Below are 22302 nucleotides of genomic sequence, written 5' to 3' on the forward strand. Positions count from 1 at the left end.
AAAAATAAGGGATCTACCTGTTTCTAACGTAAATTAATTTAAACCGTCCCTTAACATTTTCGCGTTGGTCTATTTCAAAGTTTTTAATGGACTTTATCAATGGCGTCAATTTTTGAAAACCATAATTTCGCGAATCAAAATTGGGCTGCTTTTTTTGAAGAAGACTACCAACATCTCCCAAGAAAGCCCAACCATCATCATCGGCAAGATCGGAAATAGTGGAAGCAATAAGCTTAATTTCCTTTTGGGTAATTTTGTCCACATTGTCTTTCTTAGCCCTTTTGCTATCTGTAGTTTCAGAGGAACTTTCCTCTGTTTGGTTTTTCAGGATTTCAATATAAATAAATTTATCACATGCTACAATAAAGGGGTTCGGGGTTTTCTTTTCCCCAATTCCGATCACGTTCATACCGGCTTCCCTTAACCTAGTGGCCAATCGGGTAAAATCGCTATCGCTGGAAACAATACAAAAACCACTGACCTTATTGGAATACAAAATATCCATGGCATCAATGATCATAGCAGAGTCGGTAGCATTTTTGCCCGTGGTATAAGCATATTGTTGAATTGGGGTTATGGCATTTTCCAACAACAAATTCTTCCATTTGGACAATTTGGGATTGGTCCAGTCACCATATATTCTTTTTATGGTGGGGTTGCCATATTTGGCAATTTCCTCCATCATCTCCTTTACATAGGCAGAGGGAATATTGTCACCGTCTATTAATACTGCTAGATTTATGTCCATTTTAATGAATTATTGTTTTTAGATTTTTACGAAGCTAACCATTTATTGGTCGCGCGCCTTTTTATTTTTTTTGCAAAGCGATATAATGTCCCTTATCCGATTCTGCCTTGTTTCTTCCCGCTTGGCTTGGTAAAGCCAATAAAGATAGCTTTTTCTATAACTGACGGCAAAACCCTGATAGTTAACATAGGCTGTCGGCTCCACATCGAATGCAAGTTGCAAATCCTCTGGGATAACGCCATTTTCAACATCGTCCATAGCATTCCAGGAACCATCCACTTTTGCCTCCTTAATTTTCGCCACTCCACTTGAATGCATTTCTCCCTGAGTTTTGAGTTCTTTAATATAGGTTTTGTTTAGTTTACTCCAAACACTTTTTGGCTTTCTGGGGCAAAAATATTGCCGTCGTTTTCCTTCCCCAAGGCTTTTGACCGTACTGTCTATCCATCCAAAACACAGGGCAACCTTTACAGCATCTTCCCAACGCATACTATCCTTTTCATGGGCTACTTTGTAAAAAATGAGATGTACACCATTACTGTTGGCGTGATTGGTCTCTAACCAAGCGCGCCATTCGACGTCCGATTTAAAATAAAATTGTTCAATTTCTTTCAAGAATTAAATTTTCTTATGTTCAACATAAAAGTTCCTATTCACATTTACCGATAGTACATCCTTTTTAAAAGATTTGGATTTCCAATCGGAGGTGGGATAAAACCAGTCTTCAGTACCGTTTACATTGATTTTTAGAGGCATATCAAAACCATTTACAATGTTGGTATATCTATAACTCAGTTGTTTTCCTTTTACCTGGTATTCCAGCACTGGTAACTTAGCGGTACGTAGATATTGGTCAAAAAATTGGGCAAGGTCTATACCAGAAGTCCTACTGATATATTCTTCTATCTGTTTTGTAGTTACTGTCTTATGGTAGAACTCCGAATTGAGACCTCGCAAAATGATCCGCCATTTTTCATCATTGTCCACCAGTTGCCTTATGGTATGCAGCATATTGGCACCCTTGGAGTACATGTCCCCAGAACCTTTTTGATTAACGTCATAGATACCAATGATTGGCTTGTCGTTTTGAATGTTGTTCCTAGTACCAATAACATAGTCCGATGCGGCTTCTTTACCAAAGTGGTAATCCACATACAAATTTTCCGAATAAGCGGTAAAGCCCTCATGGACCCACATGTCTGCTATATCCTTGTAAGTTATATTATTGGCAAACCATTCATGACCCGATTCATGGATAAGTATAAAATCGAATTTTAGGCCCCAACCCGTTTTTGAAACGTCGCTGCCCAAATATCCATTCTTGAACTGATTACCGTAGGTAACCGAACTTTGATGTTCCATCCCCAGGTATGGTACTTCCACCAACTTATAGCCGTCTTCGTAAAAAGGGTAGGGGCCAAACCAATGCTCTAGGGCCTCCATCATCATTGGAGCCTGTTTAAACTGCTCTTTTGCTTTTTCCTCATTGTCCCGAAGCACATAATAGTCCATCGCCAATTTTCCCTTTTCCCCATGATAGATTTCGCCAAAATGGACATAATCGCCCATATTAATATTTACCCCATAATTGTTGATGGGATTGGCCACATACCAATGATAGGTATTGCTATCTTTTTTTTCCTCCACTTTTAGAAGCCTGCCATTGGAGACATCCATCAAGTCTTTTGGAGTTGTGATGTTTATGGCCATGCTATCTACCTCGTCGTACATATGGTCCTTATTTGGCCACCAAACACTGGCTCCCAGACCTTGACAGGAAGTGGCTACAAAGTGTTTGCCATTGTTATCTTTTTTCCATGAAAAACCTCCGTCCCATGGGGCTCGGACCGCCTCTTTGGGATGACCAGAGTAATACACTTTTATTTCATTAATGTCCCCTTTCAATTGTGGCTTCTTAAGGGTGACAAAATGGGCATTCCCATTAGATTCCCATTTTAAATTTTCTCCATCTTGTGTGACCTTTTCAATAATTAAAGGTGGTTGAAGGTCTACCTGCAGCAACTGCTTTTCTTCCAATACAGTATAGCGAATTATATTACTCCCCGAAATGAATTTATCCTCCGGTTTCACCTCAACACTCAAATTATAAAAATTAAGGTCCCACCAAGAGCGCTCCAAGGTAATACTACCTCTTAGTGAGTCCTGTTCAGTATAATTTGGTTGTTGCGCATAGGCGGAAAGTCCAATAGCCAACAACAATGTTGTTGTTATTTTTTTCATTTTAAAAGAGTTATTAATTTCTTCCATGACTTCTCGTAAGCCATATTATTTGGTCCATAAGCTTCTTCGGCACCCCTGCTCATAAAAGCATGGCCTGCGTCTTCATATATGTCAAAAGAATAAAGGTTACCATAATCCTTCATAGTTTTTTCAGTGTCCGGAATTGTCCCATTTACCCTATTATCGGCCGCACCATAAAAACCGTAGACTGGAGATTTAATGTTTTTTAAGGTAGTTAAATCCTTTGGGGCCGTGCCGTAATAAACCATCACACTTTCCAGATCCGGGTTTTGGGCCGCATAACTAAAACTCTGAGATCCTCCCCAACCAAATCCAACTACCGAAATTTTCCCATTGACGGAAGGGTCATTTTTAACGTAATTATAGACCAAGTTCAAATCTTTTGTTACTTGCTCTTGGTCCAGGGCATAAATGGCATCCCTCACTTTATCTATATTCTCAAAATCGGTCGTTTTTTCAACACCCTCAACGCTGTTGGATATTAGATCTGGGGCAATTACCAAAAATCCCTGGCCTGCCACCTTCTTGGAAAAGGCCATAATCCATTCATTCAATCCCAAATTTTCGTGAATTATTATGACAGCGTTGGTAGCTGTACCGCTTTCAGGATGTACAACCAAAGCCTTTAATACGCTGCCGTTATCCCTTTCGAAATCTACCCATTCCTGATGTATGGGGATTTCGGAAAGCTGCTTTGATCCTTGGGCCGTTAAAATCCCACTAAAGCCCAACATGAGGACAAATAATTTCAAATTTAATTTCATAAAATTTAGTTCTAATTGTCCTATTTTACCTTTTTTACTTTAAAATTGCATTGGGAAACACCACTACACTTTCAAAACCGTTTTTCCCAACTGCAGACACCCCAAAGAAAAAATTGTCGAGCACTACACCTTCCAAGGTATATTCCGAAACATCACCAACAAATCTGCTATGGTCCCAAGTAGAGGAAGTGGTATCCCTCCAATAAATTTTATATCCGGTTACGCCAGGCACCTTGCTCCATTGAAACTTTGCCGATGGTTCTACAATACCCCCAATACTTACCTCTTTGGGAGCTGGGGGTGCCCATGCCAACGAAGCCAGATTAATGGCGTTCACTGATGTCAATTTTTTGGCATAGTCAAAATTTACATGTTCTAAAACATCTCCATAAGCTATTCCATTTTCTACCCGAATATCTTGATGCTGTTGGGTGTAATTTTCATGTGCCTCCATTATCCTTATTCCGGCATAGCCCGCATCATTAAAAGGGCGGTGGTGGCCACCACGTCCAAACCTATCCAATCTATAAATCATCATTGGGTTCATTTCGGGCATATAGGTTTTCACGTTCATATAAACATAACGAGCCAATTGTCTGGAAATTCCGTCCACTTCCCCTCCATAAAACCTGCGCATATTTCTTTCCCTTTCCGTCTCTGTAGGGGGCACAGGTTCGGAAAAAATCCTAAAATCGGTATTGCTAATAATTCCATCTCCCCCCTTAATATTGCCTATCATATCGTTATTGAATATTCCAATAATATCCCATCCCTTTTCCTTGGCACTTTTTACCAGGCCCTGGCCTCCAAAAAGACCTTGTTCCTCTCCTGAAAGTCCTAGATATATTATACTGTTCTCAAATTTATAATTTGATAGTACCCTTGCGGCCTCTATAGTCCCCGCCATTCCACTGGCATTATCATTGGCGCCCGGCGAATCGGAAATGTAATTATTGGCATCGCTGACACGTGAATCAATATCCCCACTCATAATAATATAGCGATCCGGATATGTGGTGCCCCTTTGAATGGCCATAACATTAACTACCCAGACATCCTTAGGTATCCGAGTGCTTTCTTCCTTTTTAACCAGGTCCCTTTGATAGCTTACTTCAAGGCAATTATTGCAGTTATTGGAAATTCTATCGAACTCACTTTTGACCCATCGTCTTGCTGCTCCTATTCCCCTGGTATAGGAAATTGTATCACTCAAGGTATGGCGTGTACCAAAATTCACCATAGTGGTGACATCTTTTTTAATTCTTTCGGCCGAAACCTTGCTCATTATATCATAGATGCGCTGGTCTGTTTGCCCAATTAAGCAAAAAGAGAATAGAAATATACAAGCTATAGCAAATTTGTGCATTCGTCTTGGTTTTTAACTTGGTAATTTACGTTTATCCGTAAAATTAGCTTCTTAATTATTTGTTAAGTCCTCATTTTCGCATTGCCCATATTCCTAGGATAGGACCTATGCCCAGAATAGTAAAAATATAGCTGGAATCTACAACTTCCATCCAGTAAGTTAGCAATTGTATGCTGATTATACTTATGGAGAAACCAATGCAGTTTACCAGGGTAAGAGCTGTACCCTTTAACTCCAAAGGTACTGCAGACGCAACCAAGGTGGAGAATTGGGGCGAATCTGAAACAACAAACATTCCCCAAAGGCAAAATGCCAATAAGAATAGGTACGAGGGCATTAGAAAAAATAATGGGGAGATCACACATAGTAAGCCAGAAAGCATCAATGAAATTACGGCTATTTTCCTACTTCCCCATCTAAGTGCAAAATTTCCGCCAATGGCACATGAAATACCGCCCAGACCAATAATGGAAAATGTCCACAAGGAAAATGGAAGATGGTTATTATGAGTGGAATTGTAAGTTTTAATCGCAAAAGGAATGAAGGCCCAGAAGGCATATAGTTCCCACATATGCCCAAAGTAGCCTATTGCCGCTTTCTTGAAGGCAGGAATCTTAAAAAGTGCTATTCCAGCCTTTAGTTGCAACACCTTACTAGGTTTTCTAAATGGACCATCGGGGATCATAAAATAAATGGTTGCCCCACCTAGAATAGTCAAGAAGGTGGTTATTTTAATGACAATGGTATAATCTTCGCTCAATTTCAAACCTTGTAGCAAATGTGGAAATGCCGTACCCAACACCAAGGCACCTACCAAATATCCCAGGGCCTTGCCCAGGCCTTTTTCATAGTAATCAGCCGCGATCTTCATCCCTACAGGGTATATGCCCGAAAGGAAAAAACCGGCACCTAATCTTGCCATAAAAAGTGTTGTATTGGAAATGTCCTGAAACAGAAGCACCATATTACATATTGCAGCCGAGAAGGCACTGAACATAAAGACTTTGGAAGGGGAATAGCGATCAGCAATCATAAAAATAGCAAACACCAAGGTGCCCAAAATAAAACCTATTTGAACCGAAGACAGCACATAGCCAATAATTTCCGTTCCCAACCCAGTACTTAAGATAAGGTCATCCAAAACGGCGTTCCCTGCAAACCACAAAGAGGTACACGCAAATTGCGAAACAATAATGATGGGGAGTATATACGACCCCGACTTCAGTTTGTTATTGGGCTTCACAAAGGGCATGTAAGAACAGATATGATCAAAAATAGTCGCAACAACCTACATTTGATTACGCAAGATTTTATTTTTTTAATCAATAAAATGCTCCAAAAGTCCACGGACATTTTTAATGCTATCCACATAATAAGTGGCCTGGGTTTTTTGCCGACCCACCTTTACGGTAATGGCGCTTTCCGGTAATTCCTGAAACATAAATTCATCGGTCCAGTCATCACCTATAGCAAATACAAAATCGTAATCCTCTTGTGAAAATACGCGCATAGCTGCCCTACCTTTGTTTACATTGCTGCTCTTAATTTCTATGACCTTGTTTCCGTTAAGAATACTCAAATCGTCATTGGCTATCAGACTTGTTAGTACCGTATTGAGTTCGGTGGCCCGTTTTTGACCAAAATCTGGATCGGTCTTACGGTAGTGCCATGCCAGGGAATAGTTTTTTTCTTCAATGAAACTACCCGGGGTCCTATCCACAAAGGATTCCAATACTGGGTGAATTTTTTCCATCCAGTCTTTTTTTACATTCTCCAACATTCTAAAAGCTTCCCCGTTTTCAGAGATCCACACCCCATGTTCCACGATCATATTATACTTCTTTGGCAAAAACCATTTGGTAAAGGTGTCCTTATCACGACCACTAATTAAATAGACATCCGTGTTTTCCAATGCGGACATGCGATCCAACAAACTGTATAATGCCTCATCCGGGTTCGCCTTTTGGGGATCGCCGTGAAATCCTGCTAAAGTGCCGTCATAGTCCAGAAACATTAATCTTTTTTTAGCTTTTAAATAATCCTTTTTTATGACATCCAAAATATCATTGGACAATCTGCGCGACTTATAGGAATGGTCTATTAGTTTCTGATTTTGCAAAGAGGTCATAAAATCATTGGCCCATTTTTCAACATTATACCTTTCCAATCTTTTTTGTAAAATGGCATTTCTCGCCTGTTGTTCTTCTACCGGCATATTGATGGCCTCGTACAGGGTATCCGCAATTTCTTCAAAATTATTGGGATTTATGAGCAGGGCTTCATTCATTTCATTGGCAGAACCAGCCATTTCACTCAGGATAAGAACGCCGGTCTTATCGGTTCTTGTTGCAATATATTCTTTGGCTACAAGGTTCATCCCATCCCGGATAGGGGTGAGCCAGGCAATATCGCTGGACGTATATAGATCAATTAGGTTCTCGAACGGCATGGAGCGGTAGAAATACCATATGGGCGTCCAGCTTACCGTAGAGAATTCACCATTGATCCTCCCGACCAATTCGTCTATTTCTTTTTTAAGTAATTGATATTGTGGCACATTTGATCTTGATGGCACCGCTAGTACAATAAGTCTAACCTTTTCCTTGTACTGAGGGTATTTGTTTAAAAAATATTCAAAGGCATTAAGTCTTTTCGCAATCCCCTTGGAATAATCCAATCGGTCTATAGATAAAAAGAATTTGGCCTCAGGGTCCGATTCCTTGTGCATATCCAGCCTGCGCTGTAATTCTGATCGTTCCCCGGTTTTGTTTTCATCATGTTTTTTTGCGGCTTCGCTAAATTTCTTGTAATCGATTCCCATTGGAAAAGAATCTACTTTAATGACCCTGTCCTCTAAATAGATATCGTTAAAACTAACCTCAAGCCCCAATAACCTCCGTACAGAACTTAAAAAATGCCGTTCATAATCATAGGTATGGAAACCTACCAAATCCGAACCCAACAACCCCATAAGAACTTCCTTACGCCAAGGCAGGGTTCTAAATATCTCGTAGGATGGAAAGGGAATATGCAAAAAGAAACCAATGGAAATATTTGGGCGTTTTTCCCTAACCATTTGTGGTACCAGCATTAATTGATAGTCATGTACCCAAATGGTATCGTTTTCCCCAGCCTCTTTCAAAATGGCATCCGCAAATTTTTGATTAACCGTTTTGTAGGTTTCCCAGCTTTCCAGCTCAAACTCTGAATATTCCAAAAAATAATGAAAAAGAGGCCATATGGTACGGTTACTAAACCCATAATAAAAACCATCTACCTCCTCTGAAGTTAGATTTACTTTGGACGAACCATGTTTTGCCAATGCCTTGTCAATCTCAGGAGCAAGTCCTTCCGGAATCTCTTCATCCGTCAATCCACTCCAACCAATCCATAAACTATCACCCCCCGTATGAACAGATTTCATACCCGTTGCCAACCCACCTACACTTGGAATTGCAGTGATGCTTCCATTGTCAATTTGTAATTGTACGGGTAGTCTATTTGAGATTATGATAGTTTTGTCCATAATTTGTTTTTTTTAAGTGTTATTCGCATTAAATTTCCTTAAATTTCGGTAAAATGATGTGTAAAACCTACTAATAAAGGTTTTTTAAAGAATAAAATGATATATGGATAATTTAGATTACGGTATAATAGGAAATTGTAGAAGTGCTGCTTTGATTTCTAAGAAGGGCTCATTGGATTGGTGTTGTTTACCGGAATTTGATTCTTCTTCCATATTTGCAAAAATTCTTGATGACGAAATTGGAGGGAGTTTTGAAATCCTAGTGGATGATACTTACACCATAGAACAAAAGTATATTCCCCTTACCGCAATCTTGGTTACTAAATTTTCAGATGGTGAAAATAGTTTTGAAATACAGGATTTTATGCCCCGCTATTACAAGCCGGGTGGAGGCTATAATGCACCGCCGGAAATTATCCGTTATATAAAACACATTTCCGGTAATCCCGTATTCAAGGTATTGTACGATCCCAAATTGGAGTACGCCATGGGGAAAACAAATACCTATGTCAAAGAAAGTTTTATTGCCAGTTTAACCCATGAAGTAAAATTTGACACCTTTTTTCTATACACTTCGTTCAACAAGGAGGATATCATGTCGCAAAAGGAAATAGTTCTGGAAAGCGATGGCTATTTTCTTCTAGGTTATAATGAAAAGATATTGGAACCAACCTTGGAAAGGGTTTATCTGGAACTGGAGCGCACCAAAGTCTACTGGTTGAATTGGTCCAGCAAGACACCAACTTACAAGAAATATGATGCCGAGATAAAAAGAAGTGCCCTAACCCTAAAGATGTTGAGTTACGACAAGTCGGGGGCAGTTCTCGCCGCTGCAACCACCTCTCTCCCGGAAACCATAGGGGAGGTCAGAAATTGGGACTATCGCTTTTGCTGGATCAGGGATGCTTCCATGGTTATAAAGGTAGTTGGCCAATTAGGACATAAGAATATAGCCAAACGCTATTTGCAATTTATAATTGACCTTATCCCCGACAAGGATGAGAAATTGCAGATCATGTACGGCATCAACAAAGAAAAAAAGTTGACCGAAGAAACTTTGGACCATTTAAAAGGGTACAAGGGTTCCAAACCAGTGAGAATTGGTAATGCTGCTTACAAGCAGCGACAGAATGATATTTATGGTATCCTTATGGATGTCATTTATACCCAATTGGAAAAATTTGACACGGAAATAGAAAACGGGGAAGAGCTTTGGGGCATTACCAAGGGTATTGTGTGGATCGTAAATAAGCATTGGCAAGAGGCCGATAAGGGGATATGGGAATTCCGTACCGAAGATAGGCATTTTACATTTTCAAAAATTCTATGTTGGACGGCTATTGATAGGGCCATTAAAGTGGCCGAACTTTTTGGTAAGAAGCGAAAAGTGGATAAATGGCGTACTCTGGAAAAACAGATCAGGGAAGATATCCATCAGCACGCCTGGAACGAAGAAAAACAGGCATTTACACAGTCCTATGGCTCACCTCATTTGGACGCCTCGGTCTTATTGATGGAATCCTACGGCTTTATTGATCCCAAAGATCCAAAATATGTAAGCACGGTTCTGGCCATTGAAAAAGAACTTTGCAATGACGGTTTGTTATATAGGTATAAAAATGAGGATGATTTTGGACTGCCTTCCTCATCCTTTACCATTTGTACCTTTTGGTTCATCAATAGCCTGTTTAAGATAGGTCATGAACAGAAGGCTATGAAACATTTTGATCAATTGTTAAGCTACAGCAACCATTTGGGCCTGTTCAGTGAGGATATAGATTTTAAGACCAAAAGGCTTCTGGGGAACTTCCCGCAGGCCTATTCGCACTTGGCACTGATAGAATGTGCCATGAATTTCTCCAAAAAACACAGTGAAATGGAAATTTTGGAATCACTTCAGGACCATGAAAAGTGATGCAGTTGGTTAAATAAGTACAATATTAATATCCAGTGAGGGATTGGTTGGAAATTTTTGAATTCTTGCAGCTATACAAACCTTTGCTGGGGAGTACAAGTACAATTGATCGACTTTAGAATTTCTCAAAAACACCCAGACCAAATAAGGCAAAATCGTACTTTACCGGATCAAGGGGATCCAATTTTCTTAGATTGGCGTCCAATTCCGCCAAGGCCTTGCCGTCGTTCTGTTTTCGCTGGATCAGGCCCAGTTTACGGGCTACATTGCCCGAATGGACATCTAAGGGGCAAGACAGTTGCGAAGGTGAAATCCTATCCCAAATTCCAAAATCTACACCGCTGCTATTATTTCTTACCATCCAGCGCAAGAACATATTGATTCGTTTGGCCGCAGATCCCTTTTGTGGGTCGGAAACATGTTTGGTGGTTCTTTGCTGATGGTCCAATTCAAAGAATATGGTCTTGAATTTCGAGATGGACATTTGCAGGGAAGTTATATCCCCTTGCAAGGCGAATGTCTTCTCCAATCCACCATGTTGCTTATAAATATTGTTTAGACTACGTATAAAATACGTTAGGTCTTCCCCATTAAAAGTCCTATGTACAAATCCTTGAAGTTTTTCCAGATCCTTCTCTTGATGGTTCATTATAAAGTCGAAAGGGGAATTCTCCAACAGTTCCATCATTCTCTCCGAATTGTTGATGATACTTTTTCTATTGCCCCAAGCAATAGTAGCGGTTAAGAATCCACTAATCTCAATATCTTCTTTTTTTGTAAATCTATGTGGTATCCGGAGAGGGTCTGTAGATAAAAAATCCGGGCGATTGTATTGTTCTACCTTAGCATCCAAAAATTCTTTCAGTTCTTCCTGCGTCATTCCAAAGGGAAATTTAAAAATTTATAAAGAAGTATGGGAGTAATCAGTACCGCATTATACATGGCATGCAAACAAATAGACCATAGAAGTCCCAATTTAACACGAACGTACCCCAAAAATACGCCTAAGATCAATTGTGGTGCCACTAAAAGTGGTGCAATATAATATACCTCTCCAGTAAGTTCAAAATTGGACATATGCACGACCGCGAATAATAAAACAGAAGCATAAAAACAATATTTGAAATATTTCTTATTCTTAAACCAGATCAACGGGCCTCGAAACAAAATTTCCTCGACTGCCGGAGCAAAAACTACTGCCATAAGGAAAAGCGGAACTAGGAAATAATTCTCGAGAAATTTTTCAATGGCATGTTCCCCAAGATCAATTTTCAGAAGTCCTATCAACCATTGATTAAATATACCGACAGATACACCAATTATAATACCCCATTGCAGAAGGGCCAATACAATCTTTAATTTTAAGGGATTGGGGGCATGGTCCAAGCGTCTATAAGCTGGAGCTTTTGTAAATTTCCAGAGCTTGGCAAGTATTTTCATCGCAAAATGGAACCATCCACCATGGTTAGCTTTCTATCGGCCATATTGGCAAGTTCCTCATTATGGGTTACAATGACAAAAGTTTGCCCAAAGGCATCCCGAAGATCAAAGAACAATTTATGAAGATTATCAGCACTTTCCGAATCCAGATTTCCACTGGGTTCGTCCGCAAAAATTACGGAAGGGTTATTCACCAAGGCCCTTGCTACTGCTACCCGCTGCTGCTCTCCCCCCGAGAGTTCATTGGGCTTATGCTGCAACCTATGGGAAAGTCCCAGAAACTCCAAAAGTTCTGCAGCCCGTAATTCTGCCTTTTCCTTTTTTGTTCCTTTAATAAATGCCGGAATACATACGTTTTCCAAGGCCGTAAACTCTGGCAACAATTGATGAAATTGAAAAATAAAACCGATATGGCTATTTCGAAATTTGGCCATAGCCTTATCCGATAATTTAGTTACGTCTTCATCATTAATTAGCAAGCTGCTGTCATTCTTATTGCTTAAGGTATCCAAAGTACCAAGTATTTGCAAGAGTGTAGTTTTTCCAGCTCCAGAGGGGCCTACAATAGACACCACTTCTCCTTTTTTTATGTGCAAATCAACTCCTTTGAGCACTTGGAGATTGCCGTAAAACTTATTGATATTCGTAGCCTTGATCATCATTTTTAATTATGGGTTGAAAGTAAACATTACCAAGAAGAATACAAAATAGTTATTCTGTAGTAGACCTATAATTATACATTTTAATGGGAGGCAATAAAAACAAGACCGTAGAAAAAATTCTGATATGATATTCTTTTTATTATAATATGGTAATGATTATATTGTGATGGCGACAATGAGATAATTTTAGGATAAGACTTTTATGACACAATATAGAAATTTGGAAGAATACAATCTGGAAGTTACCGATGAGGTCAAATCCAGATACTCATCTATCATTAAGGAAATAGGGGAGGACCTCAATAGGGACGGACTTATAAAAACTCCGGAAAGAGCGGCGAAGGCCATGCTTTTTTTAACCCAAGGTTACAAGCAGGATGCTGTAGAAATTCTGAAAGGGGCCATGTTTAAGGAATCTTATGATGAAATGGTAATCATTAAAGATATTGAAGTGTATTCTTTGTGCGAACACCATATGCTTCCATTTTTTGGCAAAGCCCATATAGCCTATATTCCCAATGGCCATATCGTTGGCCTAAGCAAAATACCTAGGGTGGTTGATGTGTTTGCAAGACGATTACAGGTGCAGGAAAGACTCACCAATGATATCCTAGAGTGTATTAACAACACCTTAAAACCGCAAGGTGTAGCTGTGGTCATAGAGGCTTCGCATATGTGCATGATGATGAGAGGGGTACAAAAACAAAATTCGGTAACCACTACCTCGGGCTTTAGGGGACAGTTTGAGAAAATAGAAACGAGGAACGAATTTTTGAAATTGATAAGTTCAAAATTATCTTAGGACCATGCCCTATATAAGGTTCAGGATTTTGGCATCTTATTTGATTCGAGAGAGCTGTAAATTAATTTGTAAATATGTCTACATTAAAAGACCATAAATTAAGAAATCTATTTTTAGGATTGCTTTTTGACGGAATAGGAATGCTCTCCTTTGTTATTCCCGGAATCGGCGAGTTTTCAGACGTCATCTGGGCTCCCGTTGCCGGTTGGCTAATGACCAGATTGTACAAAGGCAAGATAGGACGCGCGGCCGGGGTAATAACCTTTATTGAAGAAATGCTACCTGGCCTGGACATTGTTCCAACCTTTACCATCATGTGGTTTTATACTTATGTTGTTAAGTCAGTTAAAAAAGAAGAATTTATATCGGCCAAGTAATATGATTATCAAGTTTTTAAAGTGCCGTAAGACCCGTATAAATTTATTAAGTGACCAATGTTACTCAAGTTTTCCTATATCTTTCTTAGATTTATCTAGTATTATAATATAAAGTAAATGAAAAGAAGAAATTTTGTCAAAAAAACCAGCTTAGGTTCTTTGGCAGGAATACTGGGTCTAGATATTGTATATGGGGCTAAAATTCCGGAAAACTATACCCTGCTGGGACTTCAGGATCCAGACCCATTCCAAATGTTCCATAAGGATAAGGAAATGGTAGTCTTAAACAGCAAACCATGGAATATGGAGGCGGTGGCCCATTTGTTGGACGATAGGATAACTCCCAGCAAATATATGTTTATCCGCAACAATGGACTGGTTCCGGAAAATATTGACGTAAAGGAATGGACAATAACTTTTGATGGTGAATCTATAAAAGAAAAGAAAACTTTCACCTTGGAAGAATTAAAATCAAAATTCGCCCATCACACCTATCAACTTACAATAGAATGCGGAGGCAATGGCAGGAGCGAATTCGACCCGCCTGCCAAGGGAAACCAATGGACTATAGGGGCTATAGGTTGTGCAACATGGACAGGGGTTCGATTAAAAGATGTGCTTAAAGATGTTGGCATTAAAGATGATGCCGTGTATATAGGTTATCATGCCGCAGACCAACACCTAAGTAGAGATCCCAACAAAGAACCTATCTCAAGGGGGGTTCCCATTTCCAAAGCTATGATGGATGAAACCCTGTTGGCCTTTAAAATGAATGGAGAGGATATTCCTTTGGTACATGGCTATCCCCTGCGCTTGGTATGTGGGGGATGGCCGGCGTCCACTTCGGGCAAATGGGTAAATAGGATCAGCGTGCGAAACATAGTCCATGATGGGGAAAAAATGACGGGAACCTCCTATAAGGTGCCCTGTAATCCTATTGCTCCTGGGGAAGAAGTTAAGGATGAAGACATGTGCATTATAGAATCCATGCCCGTGAAATCCTTAATAACCTACCCAAAATCCGGAGCCATGATCCCAAAGGGAAAGAAACTTAATATAAGGGGGCATGCCTGGGCCGGGGAATTGGAAATTTCCAAAGTATCCTATTCCATCGACTTCGGAGCTACCTGGTCCGAATGTTTGTTGGAAAAACCTGCAAACCGCCTAGCTTGGCAACATTTTAAGGCGAGCATAGGTTTTCCAAAATCCGGATATTACGAAGTATGGGCGCGGGCCACTGATTCCAATGGAGTAAGTCAGCCTATGTTGTTACCGGGATGGAACCCTAAAGGATACTTGAATAACGCATGCCATAGAATTGCCATAAAAGTAAGTTAAATGAGCAAACAGGATAAATTTAGACAGCAGGTCAAGTCCTTTTATAATGTTATAGTGGTTTCTTTCGTCCTAGTATTAATTATAGGGGTATTGGGAATTACCTATATGATGGATCCATCGGCTTTTTCTTTTAAAGGGGATACCCCCAATTCTGAAGTAATTAGCACGACTCGGGAAGATGATGACTGGGACAAAATAGAAAATGGTATCCACCTAAGAACCGGATTTAAGGATGGAGAGGGTTTAATGACGGTAGTCAACAATTGCACCAATTGTCATTCCGCCCAATTGGTCATTCAGAACAGAATGAGCGAGGAGCGTTGGATAGAGACCATTCGCTGGATGCAAAAAACACAGAATTTATGGGATTTGGGACCCAATGAAAAAATCATTGTTAATTATTTGGTCACTAATTACCCACCCAAAAGTAAGGGAAGGAGGGAAGCGCTGACTAATATAGAGTGGTTTCCATTGGAGGAGTAATGGACCATGGGTAAAATATAAAGGAAAGAGATCGTGGAAAAATATTTTGAAGGTTTCATCAATGCGATTGTAGGAACTGCGAACTGGACATGGAAATCCATAATATTCGAGGTTCCCTGGTATACCAATTATTTTTGGGGGCTGATAATTATTTCTCTAGTGGTGTGGATGCTAGAAATTTTGTTTCCTTGGCGCAAGGATCAATCCATTTTCAGAAGGGATTTTTGGTTGGATGGTTTTTATATGTTTTTCAATTTTTTCCTTTTCGCCATTGCCATAAGTGGTTTTTACAAGTTATTGGGCCTTCTTTTCAGCGATTTGGGAATTAGACAAAGTAGCCTAGCCCTTATTGATATGTCACAATTTCCCAGTTGGCTTCAATTATTGACCTTTTTTCTTATTTTGGATTTTGTACAGTGGTTTACCCATATTTTGCTTCACAAATATCCATTTTTGTGGAAATTTCATCAAATACACCACAGTGTAAAGGAGATGGGCTTTGCTGCTCATCTTAGGTATCATTGGATGGAAAATGTATTCTATAAACCCTTAAAGACTTTCGGGGTAATGATCTTGGGCGGTTTTGAACCCGAACAGGCCTATATTGTCCATTTCTTTGCCATAGCCATTGGGCATTTCAACCACGCGAATATTAAAATAACCTGGGGTCCTTTAAAGTACTTTTTAAACAACCCGGTAATGCATCTATATCATCATGCCCATGATTTACCAGCTGGAAAATATGGGGTTAATTTTGGAATTAGCCTAAGTCTATGGGATTATATTTTTAAAACCAATTATATACCCGAGGATAGTGGCACTATTGAACTGGGCTTTCCAGGGGATGAAAAAATCCCAAATTCATTTTGGAAACAATTAACCTACGGCTTAAAAAGACCTAAGCCGTAGGTATTTCTTATAATTGGAATAATTGTTACGCCCAATTTGGAATAAAGACTCCTCTTTGGCAAACGTTTTTTACAATAGAATGTTTAGGCCCACAACAACCGATCTACCCATATTCAAAATACCTTCACTTTTTAGACGGGACAGATGAGCTATATATTTTTTGTCCAGTAGGTTATTGGCGCTAAGAGTGATATTCATCGATTTTTTTAGAAATTTAATATCCCCACCTAAACCGGCATTTAAAAGGGAGTATCCAGGGGTAACTGTTTCAAAAGTGCTTACTTTTCCCTGCTTAAACGTGGTATTCAAGGAAACAAACGCATTGGAACTAAGCAACCATCCTTGAGCATTGTTAAACTCTACCCTCAAAGTATTTGTCAACTTATTGGCAGGTATCAAAGGTAAGGGGTCACCGGTCTGCAATTCACCGAACACCGTCTGGTAACTACTTTCTATATGCAGCCAATCGTACGGATGGGGATGCAGATGAAATCCAATTTCCCCTCCATAAAGTGTGGCATCTTGTTGCAGATAGTTGTAAACAGGGGTTTCATCCATAAAGGTTCCACTGGGTGCTATGAAAATATAATCCCTTATACTGTTGTGAAAACCATTTATAAAAAATTCATAATGTTCATTTTGAAATTCCAATGACAGATCAACTTGAAGGTTTTGTTCGTTCTTGAGGTCTGAATTTCCTATTTCAAACCGATTGGTACCCTCATGTGTACCATAGGAGGTGAGTTCTGCCAAATTGGGAGCCCGGAACCCTGTAGCAACATTGATTCTACCGGTGAATTGCTCCGAAAAATTGTTTTTATATCCAAAGGCACCATTAATGCTATTAAAGTTTCGTTTTAAAGGGGCAATATATCCTTCTTCCCCACTAATACCATAGGCCTCACTGTCTATTTGCCTGTGGTCATAGCGCAATCCCACTTGAAAATCGTTATTTTGGTTGAGGTGAAAATGTGTGGTTCCCAAAAACCCCATATCTTGGGTTGTTGCATCAGGAATTAAAATCTCTTCCCCAAAATTTTTATTGGTTTGATAAATTCCCTGTAAGCCAACAACAGTTTCGAACTTGCCCGATTTAGGGAGATGGTACAGCAGGTTATAATTAAAGGTATTGAGCTTCATGTCCAAGGCAGCTTCTTCATCTCCTTCCTCTTCATGGTCTTCTTCCTCTTCTTCATGATCTTCTTCGTCTTCCTCGTGATGGTGGTCTTCAAATTCCTTACGATTATTTCCAATGTAGCCCAAGGTGATGTCCAAATTGGAGTTGTTAAAGAATATTTTGGTATTGGAACTCAAAATATGATTGTCCAACTTCTGATAAGGTAAATCGGGTGTCCTGGAGGTGGTCTGCAATCCTACCTCTTCCGGAATCCCTATATTGGATTGGTTGTAATTATACCTAAATTCACTTTTAAAGGAGGTTGCCTGGTAACCCAATCCCGCTTTTAAATCTTTTTCGTTGAATCTGGAATTGGTAACCCTATTGCCATCTCCACCCAAATAATCCACGTGGTTATTGGTTGCCAAACGTAAAAGATATTTAAATCTTTCCCCTGAAGTTCTTATACCAGCTCCACTGCTTATACCTTGGGTATTGCTATTGTAGTTAAGGTTTATATCGCCCTCAGTGCTGTTGGGCACCGCAAATTTTTCCGGGTTTAGATAAAGTACTCCCCCCATGGCGTCAGATCCATATAATAATGAAGCAGGGCCCTTGATTACTTCAACACTTTCTATTCCCGCTTCGTTTACCCCTAGACCATGTTCAGCCCCAAATTGCTGGTTTTCTAACCGAATACCCTGTGTATAAACCAAAACACGGTTAGAAGTAAGCCCTCTGATTACTGGTTTGCCTATTCCCACACCGGTAGAAACTACATCCACCCCGGGAATAGTCCCTATACCCTCCACAAGGGTAGGGGCTCCCTGGGTCTTAAGGGCTGATATCTTTGCAAACTCAACCTTCATAACGTTTTCACGTTGTAATTTATGGAACGGGGTGGAAACAATAACTTCTTCCATTTCAATGGCACTTGGAAGCAATGAAATTTCCAAGGTATTGCTGCCTTTCACTATGGTGATATTGCTAGAAAAAGTTTGAAAACCTATATAGGAGGCTACTATTTTATAGGTCCCCGTTGGTAAAGCTTCAATTTTGTACCTCCCGTCACTATCGGTAATACCACCCTTTTCCATTTGTGGAAAATATATGGAGACCTGTTCCAAACCTTCCTGATTCTCTTTATTTATTATTTTCCCTGATAAGGTATTTTGGGAATTTACTGATATATATGTCAAAATGCAGAGCATTGACAGAATTACATTTCTCATTTATTTTTTTTATAGGTAACGGCGAGAACTACCTAATGGCAATTCACCTCCAAAGTATTGTTTAAAATTTCTTGTTACTTATATACCGCGGCTTTAAAACCTCCAAGAGGCCTAGGTATCTTACAGAATGGGCTTGTCTACATCAAAATATATACTGTGCCGCCTCTTTATAGTGCCTCATGAGCACACTCTAAGCATGTTCAAGAATTATATAAGTCCCGTGTTATATAGTGGACGGAGGTCCCCTTCTGGAGAAATGAAGTTTCTGATATTTACTTAAAAAATTATAAAAGTTTATAATTTTTTTTGATTTTGCTATGACTGTAAATGTGGTAAACTCCTGTTGAAAATGTGTATAATAATGCGTAAGGTTGAATTTATGGTAATCACAATCCAATTCTACTTCGTGTATATGCAACTTACCTTTTTCTTTACAAATAAAGGTATGGTGCTCAAAGATGGCATGTTTTAGTTTTAAAACGGAAGGAAGGATTATTAAACCGACCAAGAGGACGGCAATAAAAGAAAAGGTTATATTTCTCAAATAAATCTTCACCATTCAAATCTAGTGGTATCCCAACAAAATGATTGTTAAGAAATGTATAATTATTTTAAGATGAACCCTAAGCCCATACGGCTCAACATCTTTTTTTCGAATTCCCAAAAGAATTTGAACTGACCGAACAGCCATCCGTAAATAACCAAAAGGAATTGATAAATGGGAAAAATCAGCAATATTCTAAAAGTTAAATAAATAAGGCCTCCCCATAGAAAATCAGGAGAAAAATTTTCCCTATTCAGTCCTATCCAATTTAGAAACGGCTTTGCAGCAAAGACCGCAGATGATCCAGTAATGGAGAATACTATAAAAATTATAGCGAGCTGCAAATTGGAGCTTACTCCCCAACGTTGTTTTAATTTCTTCATACCTTAAAAAATCATTACAAAGATAACTTTTTAAACGCGGGGAACAAATGGTCCCAATCTTTGATTGTATTTGCGTTGAAAATAAATAAAGTAGTTGTATAATTTATAATTTACCTCATACCCATAATCTATATTAGGGTCGTAATCGATTCGGAGCTCATAAAGATTGGAATTATATCTATAGGGTTGCATTACCCTTTGGTTCCATTCTATTACCATAATTCTATTCCTATTTTCCAGATAGGACTGGGAATAATATCCTTCAGGCCTGGCAATACTTTGAAGCCAAAAATCGAAGCCGGGCTCTATTATAATAATTTCGTATTCCGTTTTATCATCCTTGATGGTAATAGTGTCTCCCTCCGTTTGGGAGAAAGCTGCCTTCTCTTCGTCCGTAACCGAAATAGCTTGCTTGGCACTATTACAATTGTACAAGGATAAAACAAAAAGGATTGCAAGTCCTAAGGTAAAAATAATCTTTCTCATCGCTTATATATTTTCAAAAGTCATAGATAAAATATGTGACAGCACAGATTTTACAGGTTTAATAACTGATATTCACTGTGCTTACATATCCTCTACTTCCTACCTATAAGATACAAAAAAAGCCATTTATGTTACAAATGGCTTTCCTTATATTATGTTAAAACTGTTATTTTCCAAAAAGCCCGCCAAGCAAGCCTCCCAATCCACTTTTCTTTTTGCTTGTTCCCATGACCATCCCGGCAACATCGTCCAATACACTGCCATCTCCGTCAGCATCCAATAAAGTTGTAATCAAGCTCTGGTTTTGTTCTGGTTGCCCACCAAGCATACTTCCCAATAAGCTATTTAGTCCATTGGCATCATTTACATTGCTTTGCGCTTTTTGTTTACCCAAGTAGGCCATTACCAAAGGTGCGGCAATTTTAAGGATTTGGGCAACAGATCCTGCATCCAATCCCGATTTCTGACTTAAAGCATTTTCCACATTGGCTTGCTTTCCTCCAAAAACATGACCTAAAATACCAGCTCCATCATTTATAACGGATTGATCAACTCCACCGCCAAACAGACCGCCAAGATTATCCAACAACCCACCATCGTGTTTGGAAGAAAGGGCATTCATTAGACCTTCAGCCCCTTGTGGAGAAGATACATTCTTCTTCATGGCGCCTAATAAAAGGGGCATAGCCATGCTCAAAACATCCGCTGTTTTGTTTTCCGGTTGTCCAGTTTGACCTGCAACCCCGCTAATTAATTGTTTGCCCATTGGGCTGTTTAAAAGATCTAATAATCCTGACATTTTTATTCGTGTTATGATTAGTAATTAATATGCAATAAGATACAAAAAGAGTTTGAATAGCTCCACATTATTCTTACTTCCTCTATTTATAAAGGTCAATAATTTGCGATGCCAGTTCCATTCCGATCCTATCCTGGGCTTCCTCTGTAGCAGCTCCAATATGTGGACTAAGAGAAATATCAGGATGCATTAAAATTCGTATTTCCGGGATTGGTTCGGACTCATAAACATCCAATCCTGCAAAGGCCACTTTCCCACTTTCCAATGCATCTACAAGGGCTACCTCATCCAAAATACCCCCACGGGCAGCGTTTACTATGCCAACGCCGTCTTTCATTAAACCAAATTCCCTTTTGCCAATAAGGTAGGATTTTTGAGCAGGTACGTGAAGGCTAATAAAATCTGCGGTTTTCAACAAGTTTTCCAAAGGAGTACTTGTAAGTTCAAAAGAAATTGATCTGTTGTCAAAAAATGGAACCGTCACCGTGGCTTCATCCAGAAAAGGGTCGGTGAAAATAACCTTCATCCCAATTCCCAAAGCTATTCTGGCGGTTGCAACACCAATTCTCCCAAACCCAATAATCCCTAAAGTCTTACCTCTTAGTTCAATACCCTTGGCGTAGGCATTTTTAAGTTTCTTAAAATTACTATCGCCTTCCAATGGCATATTCCTATTGGCATCGTGCAAAAATCTTACTCCACTGAACAAATGGGCAAATACCAGTTCAGCCACCGAGGAAGATGAAGCTTCCGGAGTATTGATAACGTGAATGCCCTTGGATTTGGCATAATCCACATCTATATTGTCCATTCCCACGCCACCCCGGCCTATGATTTTCAAGCCAGGGCAACCATCTATTACATCCTTAAAAACTTTAGTTGCACTTCTTACCAGTAATACCGAAACCTTATTTTGATTTATGTAAGATACAAGCTGTTCTTGTGCCACATTCACCGCCAAAATTTCAAAACCGGCATTTTCCAAGGTCTGTACGCCACTTTTTGATATTCCGTCGTTTGCTAAAATTTTCATACTAAATGCTAAATGTTAGTTATTATACTTTAAAAATTAAATGTTGGCATCAAACTAGACCAGTTAAGATAATATTTTGATGAATTGCCATAGTTCTTTGCTTAGGCAATATGCCG

Annotated in this window: 21 protein-coding genes; 6 read left to right on the plus strand and 15 right to left on the minus strand. The window is 39.4% G+C overall.

Annotation, left to right across the window (positions count from 1 at the left end; all coding sequences use genetic code 11):
• Window positions 1-13: 13 nt before the first annotated feature.
• The 7 genes from LV92_RS09270 to LV92_RS09300 all read right to left on the minus strand — a co-directional run bounded on the left by LV92_RS09270 (window position 14) and on the right by LV92_RS09300 (window position 8666).
• Complete coding sequence (locus tag LV92_RS09270; protein WP_111623362.1) at window positions 14-748, minus strand: NYN domain-containing protein; 735 nt, start codon at window positions 746-748, stop codon at window positions 14-16.
• Window positions 749-790: 42 nt separating this feature from the next.
• Entirely contained in the window at window positions 791-1363 is a 573-nt protein-coding gene (locus LV92_RS09275) for a YdeI/OmpD-associated family protein (protein WP_111623363.1), read from the minus strand.
• A 3-nt stretch (window positions 1364-1366) separates the two neighbouring features.
• Window positions 1367-2989 (minus strand): M1 family metallopeptidase, encoded by a 1623-nt coding sequence (locus LV92_RS09280; RefSeq protein ID WP_111623615.1) that lies wholly within the window; start codon window positions 2987-2989, stop codon window positions 1367-1369.
• A complete protein-coding gene (locus LV92_RS09285) occupies window positions 2986-3774 on the minus strand; it encodes a dienelactone hydrolase family protein (protein ID WP_111623364.1) in 789 nt (262 codons plus the stop codon). Before LV92_RS09285 ends, LV92_RS09280 begins: the two co-directional genes overlap by 4 nt.
• Before the next feature lie 34 nt (window positions 3775-3808).
• Window positions 3809-5140, minus strand: a complete 1332-nt coding sequence (locus LV92_RS09290) for a M28 family peptidase (RefSeq protein ID WP_111623365.1) — start codon at window positions 5138-5140, stop codon at window positions 3809-3811.
• Window positions 5141-5210: 70 nt separating this feature from the next.
• A complete protein-coding gene (locus LV92_RS09295; RefSeq protein ID WP_111623366.1) occupies window positions 5211-6392 on the minus strand; it encodes an MFS transporter in 1182 nt (393 codons plus the stop codon).
• Window positions 6393-6458: 66 nt separating this feature from the next.
• Window positions 6459-8666, minus strand: coding sequence for a bifunctional alpha,alpha-trehalose-phosphate synthase (UDP-forming)/trehalose-phosphatase (locus LV92_RS09300; protein ID WP_111623367.1), 2208 nt, complete (start codon window positions 8664-8666; stop codon window positions 6459-6461).
• 103 nt (window positions 8667-8769) lie between these two features.
• Here LV92_RS09300 and LV92_RS09305 point away from each other — a divergent pair, with 103 nt between their 5' ends.
• On the plus strand, window positions 8770-10581 hold the full coding sequence (locus tag LV92_RS09305) for a glycoside hydrolase family 15 protein (protein ID WP_111623368.1): 1812 nt from the start codon (window positions 8770-8772) through the stop codon (window positions 10579-10581).
• A gap of 115 nt (window positions 10582-10696) precedes the next feature.
• Here the strand turns inward: LV92_RS09305 and LV92_RS09310 are convergent, their stop codons facing one another.
• The 3 genes from LV92_RS09310 to LV92_RS09320 are packed head-to-tail and all read right to left on the minus strand — an operon-like array spanning window position 10697 to window position 12680.
• A complete protein-coding gene (locus LV92_RS09310; RefSeq protein WP_111623369.1) occupies window positions 10697-11461 on the minus strand; it encodes a TIGR02757 family protein in 765 nt (254 codons plus the stop codon).
• Window positions 11458-12021 (minus strand): CPBP family intramembrane glutamic endopeptidase, encoded by a 564-nt coding sequence (locus LV92_RS09315; protein WP_111623370.1) that lies wholly within the window; start codon window positions 12019-12021, stop codon window positions 11458-11460. The genes LV92_RS09310 and LV92_RS09315 overlap by 4 nt, the downstream gene beginning before the upstream one ends.
• Window positions 12018-12680 carry an ABC transporter ATP-binding protein gene (locus LV92_RS09320; RefSeq protein ID WP_111623371.1) on the minus strand — a complete coding sequence of 221 codons (663 nt, stop codon included), beginning with the start codon at window positions 12678-12680 and terminating at the stop codon, window positions 12018-12020. The genes LV92_RS09315 and LV92_RS09320 overlap by 4 nt, the downstream gene beginning before the upstream one ends.
• Window positions 12681-12885: 205 nt before the next feature.
• Here LV92_RS09320 and folE point away from each other — a divergent pair, with 205 nt between their 5' ends.
• The 5 genes from folE to LV92_RS09345 all read left to right on the plus strand — a co-directional run bounded on the left by folE (window position 12886) and on the right by LV92_RS09345 (window position 16592).
• The gene (gene folE / locus LV92_RS09325) at window positions 12886-13485 is read left to right on the plus strand and encodes a GTP cyclohydrolase I FolE (RefSeq protein WP_111623372.1); all 600 of its coding nucleotides are present in this window, start codon (window positions 12886-12888) and stop codon (window positions 13483-13485) included.
• A 74-nt stretch (window positions 13486-13559) separates the two neighbouring features.
• A complete protein-coding gene (locus LV92_RS09330) occupies window positions 13560-13862 on the plus strand; it encodes a hypothetical protein (RefSeq protein WP_111623373.1) in 303 nt (100 codons plus the stop codon).
• 117 nt (window positions 13863-13979) lie between these two features.
• The gene (locus tag LV92_RS09335; protein WP_111623374.1) at window positions 13980-15200 is read left to right on the plus strand and encodes a sulfite oxidase; all 1221 of its coding nucleotides are present in this window, start codon (window positions 13980-13982) and stop codon (window positions 15198-15200) included.
• A complete protein-coding gene (locus tag LV92_RS09340) occupies window positions 15201-15683 on the plus strand; it encodes a monoheme cytochrome C (protein WP_111623375.1) in 483 nt (160 codons plus the stop codon).
• 33 nt (window positions 15684-15716) lie between these two features.
• Window positions 15717-16592 (plus strand): sterol desaturase family protein, encoded by an 876-nt coding sequence (locus LV92_RS09345; RefSeq protein ID WP_111623376.1) that lies wholly within the window; start codon window positions 15717-15719, stop codon window positions 16590-16592.
• A 69-nt stretch (window positions 16593-16661) separates the two neighbouring features.
• On the opposite strand, the gene LV92_RS09350 is transcribed toward LV92_RS09345, so the two are convergent.
• The 5 genes from LV92_RS09350 to LV92_RS09375 all read right to left on the minus strand — a co-directional run bounded on the left by LV92_RS09350 (window position 16662) and on the right by LV92_RS09375 (window position 22186).
• Window positions 16662-18941 carry a TonB-dependent receptor gene (locus LV92_RS09350; protein ID WP_111623377.1) on the minus strand — a complete coding sequence of 760 codons (2280 nt, stop codon included), beginning with the start codon at window positions 18939-18941 and terminating at the stop codon, window positions 16662-16664.
• A 606-nt stretch (window positions 18942-19547) separates the two neighbouring features.
• The gene (locus tag LV92_RS09360) at window positions 19548-19868 is read right to left on the minus strand and encodes a DUF6787 family protein (RefSeq protein ID WP_111623379.1); all 321 of its coding nucleotides are present in this window, start codon (window positions 19866-19868) and stop codon (window positions 19548-19550) included.
• Window positions 19869-19898: 30 nt separating this feature from the next.
• Complete coding sequence (locus LV92_RS09365) at window positions 19899-20354, minus strand: DUF6146 family protein (protein WP_111623380.1); 456 nt, start codon at window positions 20352-20354, stop codon at window positions 19899-19901.
• A 166-nt stretch (window positions 20355-20520) separates the two neighbouring features.
• Window positions 20521-21153 (minus strand): DUF937 domain-containing protein, encoded by a 633-nt coding sequence (locus LV92_RS09370; RefSeq protein ID WP_111623381.1) that lies wholly within the window; start codon window positions 21151-21153, stop codon window positions 20521-20523.
• A gap of 82 nt (window positions 21154-21235) precedes the next feature.
• Window positions 21236-22186 (minus strand): D-2-hydroxyacid dehydrogenase, encoded by a 951-nt coding sequence (locus LV92_RS09375; RefSeq protein ID WP_111623382.1) that lies wholly within the window; start codon window positions 22184-22186, stop codon window positions 21236-21238.
• Between the last annotated feature and the right edge of the window lie 116 nt (window positions 22187-22302).

The organism is Arenibacter echinorum (genome assembly GCF_003259375.1).
Classification (GTDB): Bacteria; Bacteroidota; Bacteroidia; order Flavobacteriales; family Flavobacteriaceae; genus Arenibacter; species Arenibacter echinorum.